14 protein-coding genes are annotated in these 15724 nt (G+C 72.8%); 9 read left to right on the forward strand and 5 right to left on the reverse strand.

The window, feature by feature from the left end; genetic code table 11:
• Nucleotides 1–5: 5 nt before the first annotated feature.
• Both mftB and mftA read right to left on the reverse strand, forming a co-directional pair.
• Nucleotides 6–344 carry a mycofactocin biosynthesis chaperone MftB gene (gene mftB / locus ABD811_RS02985; RefSeq protein ID WP_344940242.1) on the reverse strand — a complete coding sequence of 113 codons (339 nt, stop codon included), beginning with the start codon at nucleotides 342–344 and terminating at the stop codon, nucleotides 6–8.
• A 10-nt stretch (nucleotides 345–354) separates the two neighbouring features.
• Nucleotides 355–492: a mycofactocin precursor MftA gene (mftA, locus tag ABD811_RS02990; RefSeq protein ID WP_344940245.1), complete on the reverse strand. Its 138-nt coding sequence runs from the start codon at nucleotides 490–492 to the stop codon at nucleotides 355–357.
• Between the two features lie 301 nt (nucleotides 493–793).
• Between mftA and mdo the strand changes: the two genes are divergently transcribed.
• From mdo to mftM, 4 genes are all read left to right on the forward strand, one after another.
• Nucleotides 794–2086, forward strand: a complete 1293-nt coding sequence (gene mdo, locus ABD811_RS02995) for an NDMA-dependent methanol dehydrogenase (RefSeq protein WP_344940248.1) — start codon at nucleotides 794–796, stop codon at nucleotides 2084–2086.
• Nucleotides 2087–2209: 123 nt separating this feature from the next.
• Nucleotides 2210–3409 (forward strand): AAA family ATPase, encoded by a 1200-nt coding sequence (locus ABD811_RS03000; RefSeq protein WP_344940251.1) that lies wholly within the window; start codon nucleotides 2210–2212, stop codon nucleotides 3407–3409.
• Nucleotides 3410–3423: 14 nt separating this feature from the next.
• Nucleotides 3424–4944, forward strand: coding sequence for a VWA domain-containing protein (locus ABD811_RS03005; protein WP_344940254.1), 1521 nt, complete (start codon nucleotides 3424–3426; stop codon nucleotides 4942–4944).
• On the forward strand, nucleotides 4941–5891 hold the full coding sequence (gene mftM / locus ABD811_RS03010) for a mycofactocin oligosaccharide methyltransferase MftM (RefSeq protein WP_344940257.1): 951 nt from the start codon (nucleotides 4941–4943) through the stop codon (nucleotides 5889–5891). The genes ABD811_RS03005 and mftM overlap by 4 nt, the downstream gene beginning before the upstream one ends.
• A gap of 8 nt (nucleotides 5892–5899) precedes the next feature.
• Here mftM and ABD811_RS03015 read toward each other — a convergent pair whose 3' ends face one another.
• Genes ABD811_RS03015 through ABD811_RS03025 form a run of 3 tightly spaced genes read right to left on the reverse strand, consistent with a single transcriptional unit; the run spans nucleotide 5900 to nucleotide 9220 of the window.
• Nucleotides 5900–6592 carry a MadR family response regulator transcription factor gene (locus ABD811_RS03015; RefSeq protein ID WP_344940259.1) on the reverse strand — a complete coding sequence of 231 codons (693 nt, stop codon included), beginning with the start codon at nucleotides 6590–6592 and terminating at the stop codon, nucleotides 5900–5902.
• On the reverse strand, nucleotides 6582–7949 hold the full coding sequence (locus ABD811_RS03020; RefSeq protein WP_344940262.1) for a MadS family sensor histidine kinase: 1368 nt from the start codon (nucleotides 7947–7949) through the stop codon (nucleotides 6582–6584). Before ABD811_RS03020 ends, ABD811_RS03015 begins: the two co-directional genes overlap by 11 nt.
• Nucleotides 7946–9220: an iron-containing alcohol dehydrogenase gene (locus ABD811_RS03025; protein ID WP_344940265.1), complete on the reverse strand. Its 1275-nt coding sequence runs from the start codon at nucleotides 9218–9220 to the stop codon at nucleotides 7946–7948. Before ABD811_RS03025 ends, ABD811_RS03020 begins: the two co-directional genes overlap by 4 nt.
• A gap of 276 nt (nucleotides 9221–9496) precedes the next feature.
• On the opposite strand from ABD811_RS03025, the gene ABD811_RS03030 reads away from it, so the two are divergent.
• From ABD811_RS03030 to ABD811_RS03050, 5 genes are all read left to right on the forward strand, one after another.
• Nucleotides 9497–10528, forward strand: a complete 1032-nt coding sequence (locus tag ABD811_RS03030; RefSeq protein WP_344940268.1) for a LacI family DNA-binding transcriptional regulator — start codon at nucleotides 9497–9499, stop codon at nucleotides 10526–10528.
• Between the two features lie 175 nt (nucleotides 10529–10703).
• Nucleotides 10704–12086 (forward strand): ABC transporter substrate-binding protein, encoded by a 1383-nt coding sequence (locus ABD811_RS03035; protein ID WP_344940271.1) that lies wholly within the window; start codon nucleotides 10704–10706, stop codon nucleotides 12084–12086.
• A gap of 55 nt (nucleotides 12087–12141) precedes the next feature.
• Nucleotides 12142–13062 (forward strand): carbohydrate ABC transporter permease, encoded by a 921-nt coding sequence (locus tag ABD811_RS03040; protein ID WP_344940274.1) that lies wholly within the window; start codon nucleotides 12142–12144, stop codon nucleotides 13060–13062.
• 11 nt (nucleotides 13063–13073) lie between these two features.
• The gene (locus ABD811_RS03045; RefSeq protein ID WP_344940277.1) at nucleotides 13074–14042 is read left to right on the forward strand and encodes a carbohydrate ABC transporter permease; all 969 of its coding nucleotides are present in this window, start codon (nucleotides 13074–13076) and stop codon (nucleotides 14040–14042) included.
• A gap of 95 nt (nucleotides 14043–14137) precedes the next feature.
• A complete protein-coding gene (locus ABD811_RS03050) occupies nucleotides 14138–15685 on the forward strand; it encodes a glycoside hydrolase family 13 protein (protein WP_344941056.1) in 1548 nt (515 codons plus the stop codon).
• Nucleotides 15686–15724 lie beyond the last annotated feature (39 nt).

Genomic DNA, 15724 nt, shown 5'->3' on the forward strand with positions numbered 1-15724 from the left:
GCCCCTCAGCGGGGGACGATCATGCCGGCCGCGGCCAGCGAGGCCAGCGCGCGCAGGAAGGCGCCGCGCCGTGCGCCGGGGACGCCCGCGAGGGCGTCCCGGGCGCTGGGGTACCGCTCCAGCGTCCGGACCAGCTCCACCAGTTCGGGCGCCTTCAGGAACGAGAGCCGCCGGTTGCCGAAGTGGTACGCGAGCGCTCCGAACGGCTCGGGCCGCAGCGCGACCGACGGGCTCAGCCGGTACGGCCGTGCCGGGTCGAAGGTCGCGTCGGCGTCGCCCGCCGCTCCGGCGCCGGCCGGAGCGGCGGGCGTGGCCCGTGCCGCGGAGGATGTGGGGGAGGGCATCGTCCGGCCCTCAGTAGACGCCGCACATGCCGTCGATGGAGACCTCCTCGACCAGCAGTTCCTCGGTCAGGTCGTCCAGGTCGGCCACGGCGGCGCCGTCGGCGTCGGCGTCGTGTGCCCGCTCGGCGTCGCGGATGTCCCGTTGCATGGAATGCCTCCCAACGTGTGAGCCGGCCGGGGGTCGGAACCCGGTGGGTCCGGCGGCCGGGACACGACGTTAGGCCGGGCGCCGGCGGGCGGTCGCCCTGCTTCCGGCCGTCCCGTCCCCCTCCGATCGGGCAGGTGCGCCGCCGCGACCGGGGGTCACCGGCCCGAACCCGTCCGGTCGGACGGGGCGCGGCCCCTCCCCCCGCGCCTCCGCTTCCGTCCGGACGACCGGTACCGGCGCGGCCCCGCGTCCCGGAAGGTGAAGCACACGCAGCCCACCCCACGGAGAGGAACGTCACGCCATGCGAGTCGAGGAGCTTCTCAAGCCGTTCCCCATCAAGGAGTTCCACCCCTTCCCCCGGGCACTGCTCGGCCCCGGCGCGCACGAGCTGATCGGCCCCGAGGCCAAGAAGCTGGGCTTCCGGCGGACGCTGGTGATGACCACGGGCCTGCGCGGCAGCGACACCGTGCACAAGATCGTCGAGTCGATGAAGTACCACGGGCTCGAGGTCGTGGTGTACGACAAGGTCGAGTCGAACCCCAAGGACTACAACGTCATGGACGCCGTGGCGCTTTACCAGGAGAACAGGTGCGACTCGTTCGTGTCGATCGGCGGCGGGTCCTCGCACGACGCCTGCAAGGGCGCGCGGGTCTCGGTGGCGCACGACGGCCGCAGCGTCAACGAGTTCGAGGGCTTCAACAAGTCCGAGAACCCGCAGAACCCGCCGCACATCGCGGTGTCCACCACGGCGGGGACCGGGTCGGAGACGTCCTGGGCGTACGTCATCACCGACACCACCACCGACCCGGACAACCCGCACAAGTACGTCGCGTTCGACGACGCGTGCGTGGCCACGCTGGCGATCGACGACCCGACGCTCTACTACGACTGCCCGCTGGACTACACCGCGCAGTGCGGGTTCGACGTGCTCGCCCACGCCTCGGAGCCGTACGTGTCGCGGCTGGACTTCCAGCCGTCGCTGGGCAACGCGCTGCACGCGATCAGGCTCACCGCCCGGCACCTGCGCCAGGCGGTGTGGAACGGCCAGGACCTGGCCGGACGCGAGGGCATGATGTACGCGCAGTACATCGCGGCGCAGGCGTTCAACTCCGGCGGCCTGGGCATCATCCACTCGATCTCGCACGCGGTCAGCGCGTTCTACGACACCCACCACGGGCTCAACAACGCCATCGCGCTGCCCCGGGTGTGGGCGTTCAACATGCCGGCGCACTACGAGCGGTTCGCCGACATCGCCGAGGCGATGGGCGTCGACACGCACGGCATGACCAAGGTGCAGGCCGCCGAGGCCGCGCTGGCCGAGGGCATCCGGCTGCTGCGCGACGTCGGCATCCCGGAGAGGTTCGTGGACGTCCGGCAGGACACCTACGGCAAGAACCGGCTGGGGCAGGGGCCGACGAAGTTCTACGAGCGGGCCAAGGAGATCAAGGGCGACGCGGCCGACATCGACCGGATCACCAACCACGTCCTCGGTGACGCCTGCACCCCGGGCAACGCCAAGGAGTGCACGTTCGAGACGGTCCGGCCCGTCGTCGAGCACTGCATGACCGGGGACCTGGACGACCTGCTCGGCTGACCGGCCGTCGGGCCACACCCCGCACCCCCTGCACGTGGGAGGGGAGGTGAGAACGGCGCCCCGTGCACCTCCCCTCCCGCCCGCACACCCAGATCCCAGCGCCCATCCCCGGACGGAGGAGCCGTGCCCGACACGCCCCAGCATCCCGACGCCACGCCGCAGGAGTTCGGCTCGGTCGACGAGGTCGCCGAGCGGTTCGCCGCGCACGGCTACATCACCGACCGCCGCCTGGCCACGACCGTGTTCCTGCTGTCCCGCCTGGGCAAGCCGGTCCTGCTGGAGGGGCCTGCCGGCGTCGGCAAGACCGAGCTGGCCAAGACGCTCGCGGCGGTGACGGGGCGCCGCCTGCTGCGCCTGCAGTGCTACGAGGGGCAGGACGAGAGCCGCGCGCTGTACGACTGGGACTACGGCAAGCAGCTCCTCTACACGCAGATGCTGCGCGACAAGATCGGCGACCTGACCGCGGACGCCCCGGACCTGGCCACGGCGGTGCGGCGAATCGAGGAGCAGGACAGCGTGTTCTTCTCCGAGCGCTTCCTGGCCCCGCGCCCGGTGCTGGAGGCGATTCGCGGCGAGCGGCCCGCGGTGCTGCTGGTGGACGAGGTGGACCGCGCGGACGAGGCGCTGGAGGCGGTGCTGCTGGAATGCCTGGCCGAGTACCAGGTGTCGGTGCCGGAGATCGGCACGTTCACCGCGAAGGTCCCGCCGCTGGTGGTGCTGACGTCCAACAACACGCGGGACCTGTCGGCGGCCCTCAAGCGCCGCTGCCTGCATCTGTTCCTCGACTACCCCGACGCCGACCGGGAGCTGGAGATCCTGCGCGCCAAGGAGACCGGGCTGCCCGAGGCCGCGGCGCGGCATCTGGTCCGGGTCGTCCGCGGCCTGCGCGAGCTGCGGCTGCGCAAGAACCCCAGCATCTCCGAGACCGTGGACTGGGCCCGCACCCTGGCCATGCTGGGCGTCGAGGAACTCGACCCGCGGGTGCTCGCGGAGACCGCCAACGTCGTGCTGAAGTACGAGCGCGACCTCGACCAGGCCCTCGACGTGCTGCCGCGCCTCGTCGACCCCAACCGCACCCTTCCCGAACCCGGTCACGGGCATGGGCATGGGCATGGGCATGGGCACGGGCATGGGCATGGGCACTCCGGCAACGGCCAGGACGAGGGGGACGGGCGGGCGGTGCGCGTCGCCAAGGATCAACCCGGCCGCCACGACGAGGGCTACTACGGGGCGCCGGGGGCGGGACCGGCGCACCGTGCCGCTCCGGGCGGCGGCCAGGGCGCCCGCGCGTTCGCCGCGATCACCCGCCGCCGCAACGGCTGACCGGAGGAGGCGGGATGCAGGCCGCGGTTCACCGGTTCGTGCGCGCGCTCCGGCTGTTCGGGATGCGCGTGTCGGTCACGGAGGCGATGGACGCCATGCTCGCCGCCGCCCAGCCCGGCGTGCTCGACGGGCGGGCGGCGCTGCGCGAGGCCCTGCGCATCACCCTGGTCAAGGACCGCCGCGACGACGCGCTGTTCGACGAGCTGTTCTCGGCGTTCTTCTCCCTGCGCCCTCTGGACGGCGGTGCGGACGGGCACGGCCACGGCCACGAGCACGACGGCCTGACCGACACCGGCGCCCTGGAGTCGTTCACCGTGTCCGACGAGCCGTCGCAGACGCCCCGGCAGGGCCACAGCCACGGCAAGCCGGCCGACATCCGCGACCTGTTCGACCAGCGGGACCTCGCCCAGCGCTACAACCTGCACCAGGAGGCCAACAAGGTCGACCTGACCTCGCTGACCGACGAGATCGTCCTGTCGCAGGACGGCGGCGCCGCCGGGCCGGGCGGCACGCCGTCGGTGCAGTTGGAGATCGAGCGCCTGCACGGGGCGGGGATCCCCGGGCGTCTCGCGCCCGGCACCGGGCACCGGATCGACTCGGAGCTGGCCGTCGCACAGCACGACGTCCCCGCACGTCCCGACGGCGGCGCCGACGGCACCGACGACCCGAACCCGCTGCTGGCCGGGATCGTCGATCACCTGCCGGAACTGCTGAAACGCCATCTGGAGCGGCTCGCCGAGCTGGAGGACATGGCGGTGGAGCCGGCCCGGATCGCCGAACGCGCGCGGGTCGAGGCCGTGGACGAGCACGAGCGGACGCGGCTCGAGGAGGCGCTGCGCCGGGTGGGCCGGTCCCTGAACGGCGCCCCGACCAGCCGCAGGCGCGACACCCCGCGTGGACGCGTCCACCCCGCCCGCACCATGCGCAGGAACATGCGCTACGACGGGGTGCCGTTCCGTCCCGTGACCGTGACCCGTGCCGAGGACCGGCCCCGCCTGGTGGTGCTGGCGGACGTCTCCCTGTCGGTGCGGGCGAGCGCCCGGTTCACGCTGCACGTGGTGCACGGCCTGCAGGCGCTGTTCGGGCAGGTCCGCTCGTTCGCGTTCGTGGACGAGCCCACGGAGATCACCGAGTTGTTCGCCGAGCACCCCCTGGAGAAGGCGCTGGGGCTGGTGTTCGACGGGCTGCCGGACGGGGGCATGCTCGACACCGACGCGCACTCCGACTACGGCCGGACGTTCGAGGCGCTGCTGGCCGAGCACTCCCCCGCGCTCGGCAGGCGGACCACCCTCCTCGTCCTCGGGGACGGCAGGGGCAACGGCAACGATCCGGCGATCGGCGCGTTCGAGGAGATCACGCGCCGGGTCCGGGAGACCGTCTGGCTCACCCCCGAGCCCCGCTACTCCTGGGGCCTGGGCGCCTGCGACCTGCCGCGCTACGCCGAGCACTGCGACCGCGTGCACGTGGTCGCGGACCTGTCCGGGCTGGAACGCACGGCCCACCGGATGGCGGCGAGGGCGGCGGGCCGGTCATGAAGGACCCCGCCCAGTCCCTCGCCACGGCGGCGCGGCGCATCGACCCCCTGGCGCCGCATCCGCCCGGGGTGTACGCGGACCACCTCGTCCGGGTCGTCCGCATCGCCCCTCCCCGCGACGACGCCGACGTCGCCGACGCAGCCGCCTCGGCCGCCGCGCCGGTGGCCCGGACGGAGCACTTCCGCCTGCGCCGCCGCGGCGGCCGGATCGAGCTGGACCACTGGCTGCGCCCCGGGCGGCTCGACAACGACCTGGCCGGGCTGCTGGCCGAGGAGCTGTTCGCCCCCGGCTGGCTGTCGGGCCCCGACATCTTCGAACGGGTCTTCACCGGGGTCGTGCGCACCTGCGTGGACGGCCCGCTGACCGCCTGGTCCACGTTCTACGCCAACACGCTGGCGCGGACCAGGCGGTACTGGCGCATGCCCGCGCCCGCCACCCCTTCGTCCATCGCCGGGTTCGCCCCCGTGTACCGCCGCGCCCTGGACCTAGTCCCGCCGGGCCCGGTGCTGGACGTCGGCTCCTGCTTCGGCTTCCTGCCCCTGCTGCTCGCCGAGCGGGCCGCCGGCCGGGTGATCGCCTCGGACCTGTCCCGCGGCACCATGCGGCTCCTGGCGGCGGTGGCGGGCGCGCGGGGCCTGCCGCTGGAGACGCTGACCTGCGACGCCGTACGGGTGCCGCTGCCGGACGGCTGCGTGGACACCGTCACCGCCGTCCACCTCCTCGAACACATGGACGGCGCGCAGGGCGAGGCCGTCGTGCGGGAGGCGCTGCGGCTCGCCAGGCGGCGGGTCGTGGTGGCCGTGCCGTACGAGGAGGAACCCACCGCCGCCTACGGGCATGTACGGGTGTTCGACCGCGCCGCCCTGACCGCCCTGGGGCGCGCCACGGGCCGCCGCTTCCGGGTCGACGACCACCACGGAGGCTGGCTGGTCGTCGACACCGGCTGACCCGGGGCTCAGATGACGCCCAGCTTGGTCGCCTCGTAGACGACCTCCGCCCGGCTGCCCGCGTCCATCTTCCGCATGATGTTGCGCACGTGGAACTTCACCGTCGTCTCGGAGATGTACATCTCCGCGCCGATGTCGCGGTTGCTCAGGCCGCGGGCGAGGTGCCGCAGCACCGTCAGCTCACGTTCGGTGAACCGCGGCCGCTCGGGGGCCGTCCGCATCGACCGCATCATCGCCTCGGCCGAGTGCGAGTCGAAGGCGCACTCGTTGCGGGCGACGGCGCGGATCGACCGCAGCAGCTCGGTGGTGTCCACGTCCTTGACCACGTAGCCGCGCGCACCGTGCCGGACCGCCTCCACGACCAGGGAGTCGTCCAGGAAGGTGGTCAGCACCAGCACCGCGGTGCCCGGGTGGCCGCCGGTCAGCCGCGCGCACAGCTCCAGGCCCTCGGTGTCGGCCCCGGTGGACAGCTTCAGGTCCAGCAGGACGATCGAGGGCCGGGTCCGCTCGACCACCACCAGGGCCTCGGCGGCCGTGCTCGCCTCGCCCACGACCCGCAGATCGCTCTCGCGCTCCAGGATCGACCGCAGCCCGTGCCGGACGATCGCGTGGTCGTCGACCAGCACGATCCGCACGGGGCCGGCGCCGAGCGCGGCCCCGGCCCCGGCCTCCAGGGCGGTGTCGGTCCCCTCAGCGTTCATCGTCCGCCTCCCCCGCGGTCCGCACCGGCAGCGGGATGTCGACCCGCACCATGACGCCTCCCATTCCCGACCGGACGATGGACAGCCGGCCGCCCAGCTCCTCCGCGCGGGCGACCATGTTGGTCAGCCCGCGGTGCCGTCCCGACAGGTCCGCCGCCCGCGACAGCCGCAGCGCGCGCCGCAGCTGCGCCGGGTCGCCGCCGCCGTCGTCGGACACGCTGACGGTGACGGCCCGCGGCCGGTACCGCAGCCGCACCAGCGCCCGGCCCGCCCGGCCGTGCGCGGCGGAGTTGAACAGCGCCTCGCCGACCAGCCGCAGGATGGACTGCTCGGCGTGCGGCGGGAGCGGCACCGGGCCGCCCTCCACCCGCACCCGCACGTCCAGGTCGGTCGGCAGGTGGACGGTCGACAGCCGTTCCAGCATCACCGGCAGCGGCCCGGCGGGCTCCTCCGAGGTGTGGTGGAGGGCGTAGATCGCGGCGCGCAGCCGTTCCACGGCCTGCCGGTTGAGGTCCTTGGCGGTGGCCAGGCGGCCGGCGATCTCGGCGGCCGGCCCGCCCTGCGCCTCCAGCTCCGCGCGGCACACCTCGACGGTCATGCCCGCGCTGAGCACGTACTGCGTGACGCTGTCGTGCAGCTCCCGCGCGATGCGGTGCCGCTCGTCGTCCAGCGCCTGCCGCCGCATCGCGCCGAACAGCCGCTCCTGCGTGGCGGCCAGCTCGGCGTTGCGCGCGGCCAGGTCCCGGGCCTGCCGCTCGGCCGCCTCCGACAGCGCCTCGGTCCGCCCGCGCAGCGTGGTCGCCGCGTGGAACAGGTAGGAGTTGTGCAGCGCGACGGCCGCCTGGTTGGCCAGCACCCGCAGGATCGCCAGGTCGGTGTCGGCCACGTCCACGCCGAGCCCGGGGCGCGCGGCGATGCCGCCGACGGGCTCGTCGTCCAGGGTCATCGGGGCCCGCACCCAGGCCCGGTCGGGAGCCGAGGTGGCGGCCTCCCACGGCCGGGACCGCAGCACCGCCAGATGCTCGCGCGGTTCGGCGGGCAGCCGGGCCTCGTCGTCGATCAGCACGTCGTCGGCGTACAGCAGGAACCGGGGGCGGGCGGCGCGCAGGGCGCCGTCCGCGACGACCAGCAGCAGCCAGTGCGCCTGCAGGTGCTCGGCCGCCGCCCGTACCACCGCCTCGACCAGGGCGCGCGGGCCCTCGGCGGTGCGGACGAGGGCGCGGGAGATGCCGTCGAGGGCGGCCACGGTGCGCTCCAGCCGTTCGGTGGACCGCACGTAGGCCGGGTAGAACGAGCGCTTCCCCGAGCGCAGCCCGGTCAGAACGCCCAGGTCGTGCTCGGGGTTCGGGGTGTTCACAGCGCCTCGTGGAACAGCGTCCGGACGTCGTCCACGTCCAGTTCCCTCGGGTTGGTGGCCATGCAGGCGTCCTTGAGGGTGGTGCGCGCGAGCCGGGGGACGTCGCTCTCGGCGACGCCTAGGCTGGCCAGCCCCCTGGGCACGCCGACGTCGTCGGCGAGGGCGCGGATCCGGTCGGCGAGCCGCTGCGCGGCCTCGCGGGGCGGCATGCCCTCGACCGGTATGCCCGCCGCCTCGGCCAGGGGCACGAACCGCTCCGGCCACACCTGGGCGTTCCACCGGATGACGTGGGGCAGCAGCACGCCGTTGACCACGCCGTGCGGCGCGTCCAGCAGCCCGCCGACCTGGTGGCTCATCGCGTGCGTCGCGCCGAGGATCGCGTTGGTGAAGGCCATCCCGGCCTCCAGGGACGCCTGGGCCATGGCGAGCCTGGCGTCGAAGTCCCTGGGCCGCACCTGGGTGCGCGGCAGGTTCCCGACGATGAGCCGGACCGCGTGCAGGGCGTGGTTGTCGGTCAGCGGGTTGTGCGCCCGCGACACGAACGCCTCGACGGCGTGGGTCAGGGCGTCCAGGCCGGTCGCCGCGTTCAGCCAGCCCGGCATGGTGGTCAGCAGCCGCGGGTCGATCAGCGAGGTCTCCGGCACCAGGGTCCGGCTGACGATGGTGATCTTGATCTGCTCGGCGGTGTCGGTGACGACGGCGAACTGCGACACGTCCGCCCCGGTGCCCGACGTGGACGGCACCATCACCGTCGGCGGGATCGGGTGGACGACCCGGTCGACGCCCTCGTAGTCGAGGATCCGGCCGCCGTTGCCCGACAGGATCGCCACGCCCTTGGCCGCGTCGACGCAGGACCCGCCGCCCAGCCCGATGATCACGTCGGCGCCGCTCTCGGCGTACCGCTGGAACCCCTGCTCGATCTCGTGGTCCTTGGGGTTGGGCGTGAGGTCGTGCCAGAGCACGGGCCGCAGCCCGGCGCGGCGCAGGTGGCCGATCGCCTCGTCCGCCCAGCCCGCCTCGATCAGCCCGGGGTCGGTGACCAGGAACGGACGGCGGCCGCCGAGGCGCAGCGCGCAGTGGCCGATCTCGGCCAGCGACCCCGGCCCGAAGACGATCTCGGGGACATGGAACTTGGCCAGCCGCGCGGACGGCTGGACGGCCTCGGCGCCCGCCCGCCGCGGGCCCGCCAGCTCGCCGTGGCGGGCGTCCGGGCTCCAGTCCGCGCTCGGCTCGTCGCCATGAGCGACCGTCATGCCTGCCATCAGCGACATGCCACCCTCCCGAGCCGTCCGCGCCCTGACGCCCGCAACGCGCCGTCATCCGAATCTTACGAAGGGATGGGCCGGATATCGCGTACGTCACATTCAGCGCCCAAGCTAGACGGGTGAGCACGTCCGGGGCACCTGTCCGATCGGACGGGGCGGCCCCCTCCCTCCGCAGGGGCACGGGATTCCGCACCGCGTCCGATCATGACCCTCCCCCGCCGCTTGCGCTCGCTTGCGCAAGAAACTGACCTCCCTTGCGCGACTCTGTCGTATGCTTGCGCAATGAGTCAGTCAGGGGAGTCCGCGCGGACTCGGCGGCTCGCCGAGGTCGCGAAGAAGGTCGGGGTCAGCGAGGCGACGGTCAGCCGGGTGCTGAACGGGCGGCCGGGGGTGTCGGAGGCCACGCGGGCGGCGGTGCTCACCGCGCTCGACGTGCTGGGCTACGAGCGGCCCACGCAGCTGCGCGGGGAGCGGGCCCGCCTGGTGGGCCTGGTGCTGCCGGAGCTGGGCAACCCGATCTTCCCGGCGCTGGCCGAGGTGATCGGGGGCGCGCTGGCCCAGCGGGGGTTCACGCCCGTGCTGTGCACCCGGACGGCGGGCGGGCTGTCGGAGGCCGACTACGTCAACATGCTCGTCGACCAGCACGTGTCGGGCATGGTGTTCGCGGGCGGGCACTACGCCGAGCTCGACTCCCCGCACGAGCACTACTTCCGGCTGATGGAGCTGGGGCTGCCCGTGGTGCTGGTGAACGCGTGCGTGCCCGAGCTGGCGTTCCCCCGGGTGTCCACCGACGACGCGGTCGCCGTCGAGCAGGCCTACACGCATCTGACCTCCCTGGGGCACGAGCGCATCGCGCTGCTGCTGGGGCCCGAGGACCACGTCCCGTCGCAGCGCAAGCTGGCGGCGTTCCGGGCGGTCGCGGGCGAGGTCCCCGACGAGGCGGTGCGGCACGCGATGTTCTCGCTGGAGGGCGGCCACTCGGTCACCACGCGGATCATCGCGGCGGGCTTCACGGCCGTGATCTGCGCGAGCGACGTGCTGGCGCTGGGCGCGGTGCGGGCGGTGCGCCGGGCCGGGCTGTCGGCCCCCGAGGACCTGTCGGTGGTCGGGTTCGACGACTCGGCGTTCATCAACTGCACGCACCCGCCGCTCACCACGGTCCGCCAGCCGATCGAGGCGATGGGCAGGGCCGCGGTCACCATGCTGGTGAACCAGATGGAACGCGGCTCGGTGCCCGCCGAGGAGCTGCTCTACGAGCCCGAACTGGTGGTCCGCGGGTCGACCGCGCCGCCGGCGCGCGCCGACGCCGGCTGATCGCACCGCGCCGTCGCCGAAGCCGGCGCCCTCCCGGGCGGCCCCTTCCGTCGTTTCCGGGGGCGCAACTCACTTGCGATCTTGTTGTCCAGTTTTTGCGTTCTGAAATTCGGGTCTTGCGACGTGATGTACGTCTCTGTATCTTCCTCGCAATCCCCCGAGGAGGAAACCCCCGATGAGACTCCGTCCAGTGGCGGTGCTGCTGTCCGCGGCGCTCGCCGTCACCGGCACCGCGTGCGGTGCCAAGTCCAGCAGGCAGGACGACCGCGGAGCCGCCGCGACGGCGGGGCCGCTGGATCCCGGTACGAAGGTGACGATCACGGTGGGCTGCCAGCCCCCGAAGACGGCCAAGTCCGACCGGGCCGCCTGGGACGCCGACGTCCAGGCGTTCCAGGCCAAGTACCCGAACATCACGATCGTCAGCAAGGACGCCTTCCCCTGCATCGTCCCCGAGACGTTCCAGGCCAAGCTGGCCGGCGGGCAGATGGAGGACGTCTACTACGTCTATTACACCGACGCCCAGAAGATCATCCAGAACCGGCAGGCCGCCGACATCACCCCGTACGTCGGCGCCCTCAAGCGGCTGAAGGACGTCAACCCGCAGTTCGTCAAGGCGCTGCAGGACGGCAAGGGCCGCGTCTACGGCGTGCCCCGCAAGGGCTACACCACCGGGCTGGTCTACAACCGCAAGCTGTTCACCCGGGCCGGGCTCGACCCGGACAGCCCGCCCAGGACCTGGGCGGAGGTCCGCGAGGCGGCCAAGAAGATCGCCGCGCTGGGCCCCGGGTACGTCGGGTACGGCGAGTACAGCGCGGGCAACACCGGCGGCTGGCACTTCACCGCCGAGCTGTACGGGCGGGGCGGCGACGTCGTCACCCCCGACGGCAGGAAGGCCGCGTTCAACAGCCCCGCCGGGCGGGCCGTCCTGCAGACGCTCAAGGACATGCGCTGGACCGACGACTCCATGGGGAGCAAGCAGCTGCTGCGCTGGGAGGACCTCATGCGCATGATGGGCAGCGGCAAGCTCGGCATGATGGTCGGCGCGCCCGACGTGGCCGTCGAGACGTTCCTCAACTTCGGCGCCAAGATCGAGGACATCGGCGCGACGACGCTGCCGGAGGCCAGGGCGTCCCTGCTCGGCGGCGACGCGTACATGATCAACCCGAAGGCGACCCCGGACCAGATCAAGGCCGCGATGCTGTGGCTGGACTTCCGGAACCTCACGCCGGGGCAGGGCCAGTTCGACTACCGGCGGTTCAAGTCCGACGGCCGCCCGGTCGGCGTGCCGGAGAACCTGCTGTGGGGCGCCAACGCCAGCGGCTCGCAGGAACGCGCGCTGCGGCGGCAGTACGCCACCGTGCCCGTGGACAACTTCGCCCCGTACGAGAACGGGTCGCCCGCCGTCGCGCCCAAGGTCGAGCCGCCGAACGCGCAGGCCGTCTACGCGATCCTCGACGGAGCCATGTCGGCCGTCCTGACCAGGAAGGACGCGAACATCGACCAGCTGCTGGCCGACGCCGAGAAGAAGGTCAACGCCCTGCTGGCCCGCAGCAACTGACGCCCGCCCCCGGGGGCGCCGCCCGGCGCCCCCGGGACCACCGGAAAGGGAGACGATGACCGTCTCGCACAGCAGGCGCCTCGGCCCGGCGGGGACGCGGCCACGGCTGCTCGGCCTGGCGGCACGGCGCAACCTCACCGCCTACGGTTTCCTCAGCGGGGCGCTGATCTGCTTCGCGTTCTTCTCGTGGTATCCGATGGCCCGCGAGGTCGTCCTGAGCTTCCAGAAGAACAACTTCGTCGACCCGCCCGAATGGGTCGGGCTCGACAACATCCGGGCGGTGGTGCGGGACCCGGCGTTCTGGCCCGCCTGGCGCAACACCGCGATGTTCACCGTGCTGGCCCTGCTGTGCGGGTACGTGGTCCCGTTCGTGATCGCGCTGGTCCTGAACGAGCTGCGGCACGCCCGCGGCTACCTCAGGTTCGTGGTGTACCTGCCGGTCATGCTGCCCCCGGCGGTGTCGGTGCTGCTGTTCAAGTGGTTCTACGACCCCGGGCCCGGCCTGTTCAACCAGCTGCTCGGGCTGGTGAACCTGCCCGGCCTGAGCTGGCTGGACTCCCGGGACACCGCGCTGATCTCGCTGGTGCTCGTCTCCACCTGGATGAACCTGGGCACCGGCACGCTGATCTACCTGGCCGCGCTGCAGACCGTGCCGGGCGAGCTGTACGAGGCCGCCGAGCTGGACGGCGCCGGCACCTTCCGCCGGATCTGGCACGTCACCATCCCGCAGACCCGGCTGATCCTGCTGGTGATGCTGCTGCTGCAGATCATCGCCACCATGCAGGTGTTCATCGAGCCGTACCTGCTGACCGGCGGCGGACCGGAGGACGCGACGCTCAGCGTCGTCTACCTCATGTACCAGTACGCCTTCAACTACCAGAACTTCGGCGGGGGCAGCGCCCTCGGGCTGATGCTCATGCTCGTACTGATCGTCTTCTCCGCCGCCTACCTGCGCCTTTCGCGCGACAACACCTGAAGGCCGCCACGATGCCCCCTCTCACCGCCACACGCCCGCCCGCGACGTCCGCGCCCGTGCAGCGGCGCGCCCCCGGGCGGCGGCGCCGCCCGAAGCCGTTCCCCGCCGGGCAGCGGACGATCCTGTCGCCGCACCAGCTCGACTCGCCCTGGGGCCGCCGGATCTACTGGCTGGTCCTGGTCGCGACGGTGCTGCTGTTCACGGCCGTCTTCGTGTTCCCGCTGTACTGGATGGTCACCGGGGCGATGAAGTCCGGCGAGGAGTTCGCCCGCATCCCGCCCACCTACATCCCGTCGAGCTTCTCGCTCGACGGCTACCGGCAGGCGTGGACGCTGATGAACCTCGACCGGTTCCTGCTGAACACCCTGCAGTACGCGGCGGGCGCCTGGGCGTTCACGCTGGCCCTCGACGTCGCGGCCGCCTACGCGCTGTCCAAGCTGCGGCCCATGTTCGGCAACGTGATCCTGCTGGGCATGCTGGCCACGCTGATGATCCCGCCGACGGTGATCCTGCTGCCGGCCTACCTGACCGTCAAGGACGTGCCGATCGTCCGGCTGGACCTGCTGAACACCCCGTGGGCGATCTGGCTGCCCGCCGTCGCCAACGGGTTCAACATCTTCCTGCTCAAGCGCTTCTTCGACTCGATCCCCTCGGCGCTGCTGGAGGCGGCGCAGGTCGACGGGGCCTCGCCGCTGCGGATCCTGTGGTCGATCGTGCTGCCGGTGTCCCGGCCGATCCTCGGCGTGGTGTCGATCTTCACGGTGGTCAACGTGTGGCGCGACTTCGCCTGGCCGCTGCTCGTCCTGCAGGACCCGGAGAAGATGACGATCAGCGTGGGCATCGCCTCGCTGCGGGCCAACATGCCGCAGACCACGATGACCGCGGCGCTGGTGATCGCCAGCATCCCGACCATCGTCGTGTTCTTCCTGTTCCAGCGGCACATCATGGCCGGCCTGACCGCGGGCGGCCTCAAGGGCTGACGGCCCGCCCCCTTCCCTTTCCGTCCGGCGGTCCGCGCCCGGACGGCACCGAACACACCGAACAGCATCCAGACAGTTCCGAGGAGCGCGTGAGCATGCCCGAAGCATGGTGGCGGGGAGCCGTGATCTACCAGGTCTACCTGCGCAGTTTCGCCGACGGCGACGGCGACGGCGTGGGCGACCTGGCGGGGCTGCGCTCCCGCCTGCCCTACCTGTCCGAGCTGGGAATCGACGCCGTCTGGCTGAACCCCTGGTATCCGTCGCCGATGGCCGACGGCGGCTACGACGTCGCCGACTACCGCGGCATCGAACCGGTCTTCGGCACCCTCGCCGAGGCCGAGGCCTTCATCCGCGAGGCGCACGCCCTCGGCATCCGGATCATCCTGGACGTGGTGCCCAACCACACCTCCGACCAGAGCGCGTGGTTCCGGGAGGCGCTGGCCGCCGGACCGGGCTCGGCCGAGCGCGCCCGGTTCTGGTTCCGGCGCGGCGAGGGCGACGCGCCGCCCAACGACTGGCAGTCGATCTTCGGCGGCCCGGCCTGGACGCGGGTGCCCGACGGGGAGTGGTACCTGCACCTGTTCGCCCCCGAGCAGCCCGACTTCAACTGGACCCACCCGGACGTGCACGCCGAGTTCCTGGACGTGCTGCGGTTCTGGTTCGACCGGGGCGTGGACGGGTTCCGCGTCGACTCGGCCGCGGTGCTGGTCAAGGACCCCGACGCCGCGCCCGACGGCCTGGACCCGTACACCGACCGCGACGGCGTCCACGACGTCTACCGGCAGTGGCGGCGCCTGGCCGACACCTACCCGGGCCGGATGCTGGTCGGGGAGGTGTGGCTGCCCGACCAGGAGCGGCTGGCCCGGTACCTGCGCCCGGACGAGATGCACACCGTCTTCAACTTCCCGTTCCTCGGCGCCCCCTGGGACGCCGCCGCGCTGCGCGCCGTCATCGACGACACCATCGCCACGCTGGCGCCGGTCGGCGCCCCCGCCACGTGGGTGCTGTCAAACCACGACGTGACCCGCACCGTCACCCGCTACGGCCGCGCCGACACCTCCTTCGACCACGCCGACCGCAAGCACGGCATGCCCACCGACCCGGCGCTCGGCCTGCGCCGCGCCCGGGCCGCCGCCCTGCTGTCGCTGGCCCTGCCCGGCAGCGTCTACGTCTACCAGGGCGAGGAGCTGGGCCTGCCCGAGGTGGAGGACCTGCCGGACGAGCTGCGGCAGGACCCGATCTGGCACCGCTCCGGCCGCACCGACCGCGGCCGCGACGGCTGCCGGGTGCCGCTGCCCTGGTCGGGCGTCGAACCGCCGTTCGGGTTCGGCACCGGGACGCCCTGGCTGCCGCAGCCCGCCGAATGGAAGGACCTGACGGTGGAGGCGCAGCAGGCCGACCCGTCCTCGATGCTGTCCCTCTACCGCGCCGCCCTGCGCCTGCGCGCCGCCGAGCTCGGCGACGGCACCATGCGCTGGCTGCCGATGGGCGACGACGTGCTCGCCTTCACCCGTGACACCGGCCTGACCTGCGTGGTGAACCTCGGCGCCGACCCCGTCCCGGTCGACGGCGAGATCCTGCTGGCCAGCGAACCGCTGCACGGCGACCTGCTGCCGCCGGACACCGCCGTCTGGCTGCGCTGACCCCCCGCTCCTCCCCTGTTGGTGCCCCACCCCCCACAC

It is taken from the genome of Actinomadura miaoliensis, from assembly GCF_039536785.1.
In the GTDB taxonomy this organism is placed as follows: Bacteria; Actinomycetota; Actinomycetes; order Streptosporangiales; family Streptosporangiaceae; genus Spirillospora; species Spirillospora miaoliensis.